Raw genomic sequence first — 12,243 nt, forward strand, 5'->3', positions numbered from 1 at the left:
TGACGGCAGCGGAGGGGAAGCCGCAGCCGTCACCGGCACCACCTTTACTTGGTCAGTTTGTGCTTCAGTGCGATTTCCAGGGCGGCGCCCACAATGCCGGCCTCGTTCCGCAGGACGGCCGGGACGATGGGGGTCCTGAGCTTGAGGTTGGGAAGGTACTCGTCCGCGCGCTTGGAGATTCCGCCGCCGACGATGAACAGCTCCGGCGAGAACAGGAACTCCACATGCGAGAAGTACCGCTGCAGCAGCACGCTGTACTCCTCCCATGACAGTCCGTCCCGTTCCCGGGCCACGGCTGAGGCTTTCGATTCGGCGTCGAAGCCGTCGATCTCAAGGTGTCCCAGCTCCGCGTTCGGTACCAGTTTCCCGTCGAAGATGAAGGCGGAGCCGATGCCTGTGCCCAGGGTGATGACCAAGACGGTGCCTGCGACGCCTTCGCCGGCGCCATAGCGGGCTTCGGCCAGGCCTGCGGCATCGGCGTCGTTGATGACCTCCACGGGGCGGCCCAGCCGTTCCGTGAGGAGGGCATCGATGTCCGTGTCCAGCCAGCTCTTGTCAACGTTGGCTGCAGAGTGGACCACGCCGTGCTGGATGATGCCGGGGAAGGTCACGCCGACGGGGGAGCCGGCCTCCGGGGCTTCGGGGCGCGCCGAGAGTTCGGCCACCACCAGGGCTACGGCTTCGGCGACAGCTTCGGGGGTGGCGGGCTGCGGGGTGGGCACCCGGAAGCGTTCACCGAGGAGCTTGCCCTTCTTCAGGTCGACAATGCCGCCCTTGATGCCCGTACCCCCGATGTCGATGCCGATCAGTGGTGCGTTCTTGTGCGACTTCTCGTCCTTCTTGGCCAATGGGATTCCGTTCTAGGCTGGGGCGGGCAGGGAAGGGGCGGCCTGGGGCGGCCCCAAAAACAGGTATTGTGCCAGCACCCGGCAGCAGATGCCGGATGCGGGCAGGGGACAGACTACGGCAGGGTGAGGATTTCCGCACCGGTTTCGGTGACCAGCAGGGTGTGCTCGAACTGGGCTGTGCGCTTGTGGTCCCGGGTCACCACGGTCCAGTCGTCGCTCCACATGTCCCACTCCACGGTGCCGAGGGTGAGCATGGGTTCGATCGTGAACACCATTCCCGTTTCGATCACGGTGTTGTACGCGGGGGCGGCATCGTAGTGCGGGATGATCAGTCCGGTGTGGAATGCTTCGCCGACGCCATGGCCGGTGAAGTCGCGCACCACGCCGTAGCCAAAACGCTTGGCGTAGGACTGGATGGCGCGGCCGATCACGTTGATTTCCCGCCCCGGGGCCACCGCCTTGATGGCCCGGTTGAGCGACTCCCGGGTGCGTTCGACGAGCAGCCGGGATTCCTCGTCCACGTCACCCACCAGGAACGTGTAGTTGGTGTCGCCGTGGACCCCGTTGATGTACGCCGTAATGTCGATGTTCAGAATGTCGCCGTCCTGGACCACAGTGCTGTCCGGGATGCCGTGGCAGATGACCTCGTTCAGCGACGAGCACAGGGATTTGGGAAATCCGCGGTAGCCGAGCGTGGAAGGGTAGGCCTGGTGGTCCAGCAGGAATTCGTGGCCCACCTTGTCCAGTTCATCGGTGGTGATGCCGGGCTGGATGTGCTTGCCGACCTCGACGATGGCCTGGGCCGCAATCCGTCCGGCGATTCGGATCTTTTCGATGGTTTCGGCGGACTTGACCTCCGAGCCGGTGAATTTGGCCGGGGCAGGCTTGCCGACATACTCCGGACGGGGGATGGACGCCGGGACGGAACGCTGCGGGCCCACGGTACCCGGGGTGAGGGTGCCGGTGGGTGCAGTGGAGGCAAGGGAAGGCATAGATTGATCATATAAGGCACCGCAGAACGCCTAACAACCGACAAGCGGCGGAGGACGCACGTAGCTGATTGTGTTACGTGGATCACCCGCGGCTTTCCTGTCGCCGGAACGAGGAGCAACGATGACTGAGTACTGGTTCAACGTCAATACCCACGAAGTGGAAGAGGACCGGCTCTCTGACTGGAGCCAGCTCATTGGGCCCTATAAGACCCGCGAAGAAGCGGAGCACGCCATTGAGAAGGTCAGGGCGCGCAATGAAGCCTGGGAAAAGGGCGACGACGACTGAACAGTTGGGTGGGTCCAGCCGCCTTTCGGTGCTCCGGAAGCGGACGTCAAGGTGAGGCCGCCCGCGGCCGAGGCAGTCCGCGGAGGAGTGCCGAAAGGCGGCCTCTGCAGCCTGCTTGCCCGCGCGGGCCTAGAAGGAGTGTTCCGGGCCGGGGAACTGGCCTGATCGGACGTCCTCGCCGTAGGCGGTGGCTGCGTCCAGGAGGGTGGTGCGCAGGTCCGCGTATTGTTTGACGAATTTCGCCATCCGGCCGCCGCGCAAGCCGGCCATGTCCTGCCAGACGAGGACCTGGCCCGTGGTCGCGCTCCCGGCGCCAATGCCGATGGTGGGAACGTCCACGGCAGCGTCCACCGCGGCTGCAGTGTCGGCGGGGACCATTTCCATGAGCACGCAGAACGCGCCCGCGTCGGCGAGGGCGCGGGCATCGTCGATCAGCCGCTGGGCGTCGTCGCCCCGGCCTTGCACCCGGTATCCGCCCAAGGCGTGTTCGCTCTGCGGGGTGAAGCCGATGTGTGCCATCACCGGAATGCCCGCCTGCACCATTGCACGCACCGTGGGTGCGTAATACTGGCTGCCCTCGATTTTCACCGCATGGGCCAGGCCTTCCTTCAGGAAGCGGACACCGGTGGCGACGGCCTGTTCGGCGCTGACCTCATAGCTGCCGAAGGGCAGGTCCGCCACCACCATGGCGCGCTTCGCGGACCTGGCGACGGCGCGGCACAGCGGCAGCAGTTCGTCCACGGTGACCGGGAGGCTGGTTTCGTTGCCGAAAACGTTGTTCGAGGCCGAATCACCGACCAGCAGCACTTCGATGCCCGCGGCGTCGAAAATCTCCGCTGTGTACTGCTCGTAGGCGGTGAGCATAGCGAACCTGGTGCCGTCGCGCTTGGCCTGCTGCAGGTGGTGGATGCGGACCTTGGCTGGTTTCGGCGCGGCGGCCGCCGGTGTTCCGGGGCCGCTGCCGTAAGGGGCTGGTACTTCTGCGGACGCGCTGGAGTCGGAGCTGTTGCTGGTGGCCATGGGATGAGCGTAGTGCGGGACCTGCCGTGCTTGCTACCGCAGCCGGCTCCGGGTAAAGGTGATTAGCGTCATAACGGCTGCGCCGGAACGCAGTGGAAGTCCCGCAGTAAACCGCGCCGGTGCGCGCTGCGGGCGCCGCGGGAGGTTAATGCTGTGTTACGCACGGCGCAGGCTCAAGCATCGGCGCCGAATGATTAGTACAGTGTTGATGAACTGCTGCCGGCTTTCCCCTTTGCGCGGGCCCCGGAGCATGAACGTTGACCGGAGAAGAGGCCATCATGGACCGCCAGCAAGAGTTTGTCCTGCGCACGATCGAAGAGCGCGACGTACGTTTCGTGCGGCTGTGGTTCACCGACGTCGTGGGATCGCTGAAGTCCGTGGCGCTGGCGCCGGCGGAAGTCGAGGGAGCCTTCGAGGAAGGCCTCGGCTTCGACGGTTCCTCCATCGAAGGCCTGGCCCGCGTCTTCGAATCGGACATGCTGCTGCAGCCGGACCCGGCAACCTTCCAGATCCTGCCGTGGCGCGGCGAGACGGAGCAGACCTCGCGCATGTTCTGCGACATTCTGACTCCCGACGGCGAGCCCTCCACCGCTGATCCGCGCAACGTCCTCAAGCGGACCCTTGCCAAGGCTGCGGACATGGGCTTCACCTGCTACACGCATCCCGAGATCGAGTTCTACCTGCTCAAGTCCCAGGAGCCGGGTCCGGACGGCGCACCCGTTCCGGTGGATGAGGGCGGCTACTTCGACCACGTTCCCGGAGGCGTGGCCCAGGACTTCCGCCGCACCGCCGTCACCATGCTGGAATCGGTGGGAATCTCGGTGGAGTTCAGCCATCACGAAGGCGGTCCCGGCCAGAACGAGATCGACCTTCGCTACGCCGACGCACTGCAGACCGCGGACAACATCATGACGTTCCGCACGGTCATCAAGGAGGTGGCCCTGCAGCAGGGAACCTACGCCACCTTCATGCCCAAGCCGTTCACCGATCACCCCGGCTCCGGCATGCATACGCACTTCTCGCTGTTCGAGGGGGACAGCAATGCGTTCTTCGAGGCAGGTGCCGAGTTCCAGTTGTCCAAGACGGCCCGGCAGTTCATTGCCGGCATCCTCAAGCACGCCCCCGAGTTCACGGCGGTCACCAACCAGTTCGTTAACTCCTACAAGCGGCTGTGGGGTGGCGGCGAGGCACCCAGCTACCTGAGCTGGGGGCACAACAACCGTTCGGCGCTGGTCCGCGTGCCGCTGTACAAGCCGGGCAAGGGCCAGTCCGCCCGGATCGAATACCGTGGCATCGACTCGGCAGCCAACCCCTACCTTGCCTATGCCGTCCTGCTCGGTGCAGGGCTGAAGGGCATCGAGGAAGGCTACGAGCTGCCGGCAGCCGCCGAGGACGACGTCTGGTCGCTCAGCTCGGCCGAACGCCGCGCCATGGGCCACGATCCGCTGCCGGCAAGCCTGCACGATGCCATCCGCTCCATGGAGGACTCGGAGCTGATGCCGCAGATCCTCGGTGAGCAGGTCTACGAGCACTTCCTGCGCAACAAGCGCGCCGAGTGGCAGGACTACCGCCTGCAGGTGACGCCCTACGAGCTGCAGCGCAACCTCGGCATCCTCTAGGTGCCCGGCGTGAGCCTGGCACGCCGCCTCATCGCGGCCGGATTCAGCGACCTGGAGAAGGGCGAACGGTTCCTGGCCGCGCGCGAACTCGAGGGGCTGGACCAGGACACGCTCTTCGCCGGGCTGCAGCTTGCGGCCAGTCCGGATACTGCCCTGCAGTCCCTGGTCCGTCTGATCGAAAAGCATCCGCAGCTCCGGGAGCTGGCCGCCGCCGGGACGGAGGCCAGCGAGCCGATGTACCGGGTCCTTGGGGCCTCCGAAGCGCTGGGGGAGTTCCTGATCCGGCACCCCGAACACCTGGACGCCTTCTGGGTCCGTGCCAGTCCCGAGCCGCTGCCGGCCGATCCTGACCGGCTTCGGGCAACACTTCTGCAATCAGTCGGCGCCGACGCACGCGCCGCCCGTCCCGTCGCCGCCATGACCGGCGTCGACGCCTACGCCGCCCTGCGCACGGCGTACCGGCGCGGACTGGTGGACCTGGCCGTCAAGGACCTCTGCGCCGCGGATCCGCTGGACTTCCTGCCGTCGGTTGGTCGTGAACTTGCGGACCTCGCGGCGGCCGCCATCGAAGCCGCCCTCGCTGTGTCCCGCGCCGAAGCGTCCGGCCAGTACGGCGCTGCCGACGTCGCCGACGTCGGCCTCGCCGTCATCGGCATGGGCAAGTGCGGCGCCCGCGAGCTGAACTACATCTCCGACGTCGACGTAATTTATGTGGTGGACGCCGGCAGCCTGGAGGACGCGCACGCCAACACCATCGGCACCGCCCTGGCCAGCGGCATTTCGAGGGCCATCTCGTCGGTGGCCCGGGAACCCGGACTGTGGGAAGTGGATGCGAACCTGCGTCCCGAGGGCAAGTCCGGTCCGTTGGTCCGCACCCTTGCCTCGCATGAAACGTACTACGCCAGATGGGCTGAAAGCTGGGAATTCCAGGCGCTGCTGAAGGCCCGCGCCATGGCCGGTGATGCTGTGCTGGGCCGCAAGTACGAGGAAGCCGTGGCGCCCCTGATTTGGAACTCAGCGGGACGCGACGGCTTCGTTGAATCCGTCCAGGCCATGCGGCGGAGGGTGACAGAGCACATTCCACCAGCGGAGGAACAACGGCAGATCAAGCTGGGCCGCGGCGGCCTGCGGGACGTCGAATTCACGGTCCAGCTGCTTCAGCTGGTGCACGGCAAGGCCGATGAGTCATTACGACGACGGGACACCACCTCGGCGATCGCCGCATTGTCCGCAGGTGGCTACATCGGGCGTTCTGACGCCGCTGGGTTCGACAATGCGTACCGCTACCTGCGCCTGCTGGAACACCGGATCCAGCTGTTCCAGCTGCGCCGGACCCACCTCATGCCCGTGGCGGAGCCGGCCCTGCGCTCCCTGGCCAAGGCCGTGCTGGGGCCCTTCTCCAACGAACGGCCGGGACCCGATGCACTGTTGTCAGCGTGGCAGCGGACCAAGCGCTCCGTCCGGGAACTGCATGAGCGCATCTTCTACCGGCCGCTGCTGAACACCGCGGCCAAGCTCAGCACCGAGGACGCAAAGCTGACGCCGGAAGCAGCCCAAGGGCGGCTTGCCGCCCTCGGCTACCGGGACCCGCAAGGGGCGATGCGCCACATCGAGGCATTGACGGCCGGCGTCAGCCGCCGCGCCGCGCTCCAGCGGCAGCTGCTGCCCATCCTGCTGGACTGGCTCGCGGAGGGGGTTGATCCCGATGCCGGGCTGCTCGCCTTCAGGCGCATCAGCGAGGCACTGGGCACCACCCACTGGTACCTGGGCATGCTGCGCGACTCCAACGCTGCGGCTGAACGCCTGTGCCACGTGCTGTCCAACTCCCGGCTGATCGCCGACCTGCTGGAAGTCTCTCCGGAGTCCGTGGCATGGCTGGGGCAGGACAAGGACCTGGTTCCGGTTGGCTTCGAGGCCCAGTGGCAGGAAATTACCGCCAAGATGTCCCGGCACGCGGACCCGGAGAGCGCCATGCGGTTGATCCGCCTGATCCGGCGCAGGGAGATCCTGCGCATTGCCATCGCCGACTCGGCCGGGCTGCTTGACCAGGACCAGGTGGGCAGGGCGCTGGCGGACACCGACCGTGCAGCCGTCCTTGGCGCGCTCAGGGTGGCGGAGGGGATCGTTTCCGCCGGCGGCCCGCTCAAGACCACAGTGCTGGTGGTGGCCATGGGCCGTCAGGGCGGCCGGGAGATCGGCTATGGCTCCGACGCCGACGTCATGTACGTGCACCGGGCCCTCCCGGGCTTCACCGAGGCCGAGGCCCAGGAGCAGGCAACCCGCCTCGTGGGCAAGGTATCCAGCCTGCTCACCCAGCCCTTGAAACCGGCCATCATGGCCGAACGCGTGCTCCAGATGGACGCCGACCTCCGGCCGGAAGGCAAGAACGGGGCTATGGTGCGTTCCCTGGACTCCTTCGCCGAGTACTACCGCCGCTGGTCCCTGATATGGGAGGCGCAGGCACTGCTGCGGGCACGCCCGATGGCCGGCGACGATACCCTCGCCGCTGATTTCCTTGAGCTGATCGATCCCATCCGGTACCCGGCGTCGGTTTCCGACCAGGACGTGCGCGAGATCCGGCGGATCAAGGCCAGGGTGGAATCCGAGCGGCTGCCGCGCGGTGCCGACCCCGCACGCCACCTGAAACTGGGCCGTGGCGGGCTGAGCGACGTCGAGTGGCTGGTACAGCTGCTGCAACTCCAGCACGCCGGAAGGCACCCGGAGCTGCGAACCACGTCGACCCTGGAGTCTTTGGCCGCGGCCGCCCGGTTGGGGTTACTGGAGGACGTCGACGCGGGGCTCCTGGCCGACGCCTGGCGGCTGGCCAGCCGCATCCGGTCCGCCAACGTTATCTGGAGTGGCAAAGCCTCAGACCTCCTGCCGTCTTCCCGCCGGGACCTCGAAGCGGTAGCGCGCTGGTGCGGCTACGAGCCGGGCCGGGCCGCAGCGCTGGAGGAGGACTACCTGAGGGTAAGCCGGCGGGCCCGGGCTGTCTTTGAACGCGTCTTCTATGGCCAGTAAGGCCCGGGACTGGGTCTGGCTCATCCCGCTGCGCGACCTCGACTCCGACGCCCGCGCCATCCAGCTCGGTGCGATCGCCGGCATGGGGCTGCAGCCCGGCCAGGAGCGCTTTGTCGGCGATCCTTTGCGGATGGCGCTGGCGGGGCTGGAAGAAGAGTCACGGCGGCCGTATGTGGTGGAGGCGTCAGGAGCCGCCGCAGGCGTGTTGACGCTCCAGCTGGGGGCGGCAGGACTGGCCGGCTGGCCTGACGACCATTCAGCCTGGCTGCTCCGTGGTTTCCTCATTGACCGGAGGCACCAGGGCAAAGGGCTTGGGACGCTCGCGGCCGCCGCTGCCGTGGACGCCGCCCGCCGGCTGACCGCGCGGCAGCACAGCGGTGAGTCCGGCGTCGTCCTGTCCGTCAACGAGGCAAACCATGCCGGACTGTCCGCTTACTGGCGCGCCGGTTTCGTCGACGCCGGACCGTACCTGGGTGGATCCGCCGGGCCGCAACGGACCATGTTCCACAGTTTCGGTGGCGTGGCGCAGCCGTAACGCGCCTGACCGGCATTGCGCTCAGCAAGCGTTTGCCCGATCATGTGGATTGGCGGTGTTCTTCAACCTTGTTGGGGGGAAGGCTGTACTGAGTCTTCGTCTCGGGGGGCATTCGTCAGGGGGGCCGGCTCCCGGTCTCAGCACGTCTGGAGCCGGGCCCCCACCTTGCGGCCCGCCGTTCCGGCGGCGGGAGCCACGGAACGCAAAAAGGCGGCCACCGGATGGTTCCGGTGGCCGCCTTTCGTTTGGTCAGCAGGCCTGGCAGGCAGGCTGCAGGCTAGACGCCGTAGTAGAGCTCGAACTCGTAGGGGTTCGGGCGCAGCGACAGCGGGCGGATCTCGTTCTCGTACTTGTACTCGATCCAGGTGTCGATCAGGTCCTGGGTGAAGACGCCGCCGGCCTGGAGGAACTCGTTGTCCTCGGCCAGGGCTTCCAGGGCTTCTTCGAGCGTGCCCGGAGCCTTGGGGATGTCCTTGGCTTCCTCGGCGGGGAGCTCGTAGAGGTCCTTGTCGATCGGAGCCGGCGGCTCGATGCGGTTGCGGATGCCGTCGATTCCGGCCATCAGCTGCGCAGCGAAGGCCAGGTACGGGTTGGAGGAGGGGTCCGGTGCGCGGAACTCGATGCGCTTGGCCTTGGGGTTGGTACCCGTGATGGGGATACGGATACCGGCGGAGCGGTTGCCCTGCGAGTAGACCATGTTAACCGGGGCTTCGAAGCCCTTGACCAGGCGGCGGTAGGAGTTCACCGTTGGGTTGGTGAAGGCCAGGACGGCGTTCGCGTGCTTGAGCAGGCCGCCGATGTACCAGCGGGCGGTGTCGGACAGGCCGGCGTAGCCCTTCTCGTCGTAGAACAGCGGCTCGCCGCCGTTCCACAGCGACTGGTGGCAGTGCATGCCCGAGCCGTTGTCACCGAAGACCGGCTTGGGCATGAAGGTAACGGACTTGCCCCAGGCGTCTGCGGTGTTCTTGATGACGTACTTGAACTTCTGCAGGTCATCGGCCGCGTGGGTCAGGGTGGTGAACTTGTAGTTGATCTCGGCCTGGCCGGCGGATCCAACTTCGTGGTGGCTGCGCTCGACCTCAAGGCCGGCTTCGTCCAGGGCAACGCACATGGCATCGCGCAGGTCCGCCTGCTTGTCGGTAGGGGAGACCGGGAAGTAACCGCCCTTGACGGGGGTCTTGTAGCCCAGGTTGCCGCCCTCTTCTTCGCGGCCGGTGTTCCAGTGGGCTTCCTCGGAGTCGATCTTGTAGAAGCTGCCCTGCGGTGAGGACTGGTACTGGACGTTGTCGAACACGAAGAACTCGGCTTCGGGAGCAAAGAACGCGGTGTCGGCGATGCCGGTGGAGGCCAGGTAGGCCTCTGCCTTTTCGGCCACGCCACGGGGGTCGCGGTGGTAGGGGTCGCCGGTGCGCGGGTTCACGATCGAGAAGTTCAGCGCGAGCGTCTTCTCCATGCGGAAGGTGTCCAGGAACGCGGTGGTCACGTCCGGGATCAGCTGCATGTCAGATTCGGCGATGCCCTGGAAACCGCGGATGGAGGAACCGTCAAAGAGCTGGCCGTTGACGAAGAAATCGGCGTCAACACTCTTTGCGGGGACGTTGAAGTGCTGCTGGACGCCCGGAAGATCGGTGAAGCGGATATCGACGAACTTTACATCTTCGTCCTTGATGAACTTGAGGACTTCGTCCGCAGTCTTGAACATCTATGCTCCTAACGCATATGTAAATATCTGGCATGCAAGCCATGTGGTCCAGCGCAATCCAAAGGCAGGGAGAACGCAAGGTTTTCCCTGCTGGTACACCTGCCGAGGGGATTTGCTTGAAACTTCTCACAGCCTATGGATCCGGCATTTCCCGTCCGTGTCCGCATTGTTTCGGGCAGGTTACAGAATGCCCTGCTATGGAAACGCTATCGCCGGTCCACAGTGTGGTCCAACCCCATCCACACTGTGGGCGCCCACCTGCCGCAGGGCCGGTAGGCTTGGATGGTGGTAGATCGCAAAGACATTGGTTCCTGGCTCAGCGGACCGGATACGTCCGGCGTCTCCAAATATCCGGGTGAGCGGCTGGGCCTGCCGGAGTCCGGTCCCGGCTCCATCGCACGGGCAGGACGCAGGATCGCCGCGATCATGATCGATTGGGGCATTGCGCTCCTGATCAGCAACTTTGCGTTCGGCGGTGACTCCTGGGCCACGCTTGCGGTCTTCGCCACCGAACAGATCCTGCTGGTGGGAACCCTTGGCTACAGCATCGGCCACCGCATCATGGGCATTGCCGTGGTGAGGCCGGGTGGGGGCACGCCCGGACCGCTCGCCGCCCTGGTGAGGACAGTGCTGCTGTGCCTGGTCATCCCCGCCGTCATTTTCGACCCCGACCAGCGCGGACTTCATGACAAGGCCATGAATACGCTCCTGATCCGCCGGTAGGCGCCAAAGAGGTCAGGTGCGGCTGGACGCGAGGCGGTCGGGGGTGCTCTCCGGCAAGGCGGTGCCAAGGTAGCCGCGACGTCCGGCCCAGCGCTCGAACAGGATGGTTGCGAACGGGAAGACTGCGGAGAAACCTGCCAGTGCCGCCACCCGGAAGGGCCATCGCTCCACGCGCCAGAGCATCAGCGCTGCCAGCCCATAGGCCATGAACAGGGCGCCGTGGACGGGCCCCGCCACCTGGACGCCAAGCTCTGTGGTTCCGGCGATCCATTTGAAGTACATCCCGGCCAGCAGCGCTGCCCAACTGCAGGCTTCGGCGATGGCAAGGATCCGGAAGGCCCGGATCACTGTGGTCCTCAGCGGCATGGTGGTGTTCCTGTCGTTGGTTAGGTGCACGGTCCGTCACATGGTGGGTGGCCGCCGGTTCGGCGGCAAGAAAAAACGCCCCGACGCCCGGCGATGCCGGTACCGGGGCGTTGGGCCAGCTAGCGTCCGCGGTTGGGACGGGCCTTGTAGGGGTCGATTCCCTTGGGGATCGGGAGCCGGGTGCCCATGGAAGCGATGCGCTTGGACACAGTGCTGACTTCCAGCTTGGTCAGTTCGTTCTTCATCTTGCCCATTTTCTTGGCCACCTGGCTCAGCGGGACCTGGCCTTCGCCGTGCCCGGTCTGGATGGTGTGGACCGGAACGTTGGGCAGGATCCGGGCGAGGCGCTTGCGTTCGGCATCCAGCAGCGGCTTTACCCGGTGGGTGGGGCCTTCGCTGACTAGGACGACGCCGGGACGGCCCACCGCACGGAACACGGCATCCTGCGTGCGCGGATTGACAGCCACGGGCTGTTCCTCGGTAATCCAGCCACGGCGGAGCGTGCCCAAGGCGGCGCCGGAGGCGCCGGGCTGGTTTTCGATCTGCGCGAACGCTGCGCGCTCAGCGCGGCGGGACAGAATGAATGTGGCTGCCAGCAGGCCCAGCGGAATACCGATGATCAGGCCGGTGATCCAGTTATCCAGCCAGAAGCCCACCAGGAAGCTCACAGCCACAACGCCCAGGAATGCCAACAGCATCAGCCACGGAACCATGGGGTCGTGGCGGCGGGTCATGGTGAAGACCTCGCCGATCTGCTTAAGCCTGCTGGGCTTCTTGGCCTTCGCTTCCTTCGGCTTGCGCGTGAACAGGCCGCGCTTCACCGCGCTGGAGCCCGCCGGGGTGGAGTTGCTGGAGTCAGGGGATTTAGCCATAGTGCCTCAATTCTACGTGACTTAAACGCAAGGGCCGGACGCCGGAATCTTCCGGTGTCCGGCCCTTGCCAGTCCTCGCAGGGGAGGTCAGGAATGTGAGGCGAGGAGGGTGCTGGCTTCCTGGCGGGTGGTGCCGGAGTCTTGGATGCCGTCGGCGATGTGGGCGAGTTCGGCGGGGATGTCGCGGCCTTTTTTGCGCATGGCGGTGGCCCAGAGGCGGCCGGCGCGGTAGGAGGAGCGGACCAGGGGGCCGGACATG

Annotated in this window: 11 protein-coding genes and 1 pseudogene; 5 read left to right on the forward strand and 7 right to left on the reverse strand. The window is 66.1% G+C overall.

The genetic code is table 11. The features are described from left to right. Positions 1-44 precede the first annotated feature (44 nt). Both ppgK and map read right to left on the reverse strand, forming a co-directional pair. Positions 45-848 carry a polyphosphate--glucose phosphotransferase gene (ppgK, locus tag AB4Y79_RS17875; RefSeq protein ID WP_441864639.1) on the reverse strand — a complete coding sequence of 268 codons (804 nt, stop codon included), beginning with the start codon at positions 846-848 and terminating at the stop codon, positions 45-47. Positions 849-961: 113 nt separating this feature from the next. Then, complete coding sequence (map, locus tag AB4Y79_RS17880) at positions 962-1,840, reverse strand: type I methionyl aminopeptidase (protein WP_441864642.1); 879 nt, start codon at positions 1,838-1,840, stop codon at positions 962-964. 121 nt (positions 1,841-1,961) lie between these two features. Between map and AB4Y79_RS17885 the strand changes: the two genes are divergently transcribed. Next, positions 1,962-2,126: an SPOR domain-containing protein gene (locus AB4Y79_RS17885; RefSeq protein WP_159632225.1), complete on the forward strand. Its 165-nt coding sequence runs from the start codon at positions 1,962-1,964 to the stop codon at positions 2,124-2,126. A gap of 129 nt (positions 2,127-2,255) precedes the next feature. Here AB4Y79_RS17885 and panB read toward each other — a convergent pair whose 3' ends face one another. Further along, a complete protein-coding gene (gene panB / locus AB4Y79_RS17890; protein ID WP_441864646.1) occupies positions 2,256-3,146 on the reverse strand; it encodes a 3-methyl-2-oxobutanoate hydroxymethyltransferase in 891 nt (296 codons plus the stop codon). A 278-nt stretch (positions 3,147-3,424) separates the two neighbouring features. Between panB and glnA (AB4Y79_RS17895) the strand changes: the two genes are divergently transcribed. From glnA (AB4Y79_RS17895) to AB4Y79_RS17905, 3 genes are read left to right on the forward strand one after another with little or no spacing between them, the layout of a single operon-like run. Continuing rightward, positions 3,425-4,765: a type I glutamate--ammonia ligase gene (gene glnA, locus AB4Y79_RS17895; RefSeq protein ID WP_026266112.1), complete on the forward strand. Its 1,341-nt coding sequence runs from the start codon at positions 3,425-3,427 to the stop codon at positions 4,763-4,765. A gap of 9 nt (positions 4,766-4,774) precedes the next feature. After that, the gene (locus tag AB4Y79_RS17900) at positions 4,775-7,786 is read left to right on the forward strand and encodes a bifunctional [glutamine synthetase] adenylyltransferase/[glutamine synthetase]-adenylyl-L-tyrosine phosphorylase (protein ID WP_441864650.1); all 3,012 of its coding nucleotides are present in this window, start codon (positions 4,775-4,777) and stop codon (positions 7,784-7,786) included. Then, the gene (locus tag AB4Y79_RS17905) at positions 7,776-8,321 is read left to right on the forward strand and encodes a GNAT family N-acetyltransferase (RefSeq protein ID WP_441864653.1); all 546 of its coding nucleotides are present in this window, start codon (positions 7,776-7,778) and stop codon (positions 8,319-8,321) included. Before AB4Y79_RS17900 ends, AB4Y79_RS17905 begins: the two co-directional genes overlap by 11 nt. A gap of 277 nt (positions 8,322-8,598) precedes the next feature. On the opposite strand, the gene glnA (AB4Y79_RS17910) is transcribed toward AB4Y79_RS17905, so the two are convergent. Beyond that, positions 8,599-10,023, reverse strand: a complete 1,425-nt coding sequence (glnA, locus tag AB4Y79_RS17910) for a type I glutamate--ammonia ligase (protein ID WP_308931323.1) — start codon at positions 10,021-10,023, stop codon at positions 8,599-8,601. A 285-nt stretch (positions 10,024-10,308) separates the two neighbouring features. Between glnA (AB4Y79_RS17910) and AB4Y79_RS17915 the strand changes: the two genes are divergently transcribed. Next, a complete protein-coding gene (locus AB4Y79_RS17915; RefSeq protein WP_441864657.1) occupies positions 10,309-10,746 on the forward strand; it encodes an RDD family protein in 438 nt (145 codons plus the stop codon). Positions 10,747-10,758: 12 nt separating this feature from the next. Here AB4Y79_RS17915 and AB4Y79_RS17920 read toward each other — a convergent pair whose 3' ends face one another. The 3 genes and pseudogenes from AB4Y79_RS17920 to AB4Y79_RS17930 all read right to left on the reverse strand — a co-directional run. After that, positions 10,759-11,112, reverse strand: coding sequence for a DUF3817 domain-containing protein (locus tag AB4Y79_RS17920; protein ID WP_441864660.1), 354 nt, complete (start codon positions 11,110-11,112; stop codon positions 10,759-10,761). Positions 11,113-11,231: 119 nt separating this feature from the next. Beyond that, complete coding sequence (locus AB4Y79_RS17925; protein ID WP_308931321.1) at positions 11,232-11,984, reverse strand: DUF4191 domain-containing protein; 753 nt, start codon at positions 11,982-11,984, stop codon at positions 11,232-11,234. A gap of 87 nt (positions 11,985-12,071) precedes the next feature. After that, positions 12,072-12,243, reverse strand: a pseudogene (locus tag AB4Y79_RS17930) (lipoyl synthase); the annotation flags it as partial.

Origin of the sequence: Pseudarthrobacter sp. YAF2, assembly GCF_052113345.1 — a bacterium.
Taxonomy (GTDB): domain Bacteria; phylum Actinomycetota; class Actinomycetes; order Actinomycetales; family Micrococcaceae; genus Arthrobacter.

What these genes read in the sequence shown, in the direction of transcription:
- map (WP_441864642.1), bottom strand. Translation starts at nt 1,840, where the DNA reads ATGCCTTCCCTTGCCTCCACTGCACCCACCGGCACCCTCACCCCGGGT.
- AB4Y79_RS17885 (WP_159632225.1), top strand. Translation starts at nt 1,962, where the DNA reads ATGACTGAGTACTGGTTCAACGTCAATACCCACGAAGTGGAAGAGGAC.
- panB (WP_441864646.1), bottom strand. Translation starts at nt 3,146, where the DNA reads ATGGCCACCAGCAACAGCTCCGACTCCAGCGCGTCCGCAGAAGTACCA.
- glnA (WP_026266112.1), top strand. Translation starts at nt 3,425, where the DNA reads ATGGACCGCCAGCAAGAGTTTGTCCTGCGCACGATCGAAGAGCGCGAC.
- AB4Y79_RS17905 (WP_441864653.1), top strand. Translation starts at nt 7,776, where the DNA reads ATGGCCAGTAAGGCCCGGGACTGGGTCTGGCTCATCCCGCTGCGCGAC.
- glnA (WP_308931323.1), bottom strand. Translation starts at nt 10,023, where the DNA reads ATGTTCAAGACTGCGGACGAAGTCCTCAAGTTCATCAAGGACGAAGAT.
- AB4Y79_RS17920 (WP_441864660.1), bottom strand. Translation starts at nt 11,112, where the DNA reads ATGCCGCTGAGGACCACAGTGATCCGGGCCTTCCGGATCCTTGCCATC.
- AB4Y79_RS17925 (WP_308931321.1), bottom strand. Translation starts at nt 11,984, where the DNA reads ATGGCTAAATCCCCTGACTCCAGCAACTCCACCCCGGCGGGCTCCAGC.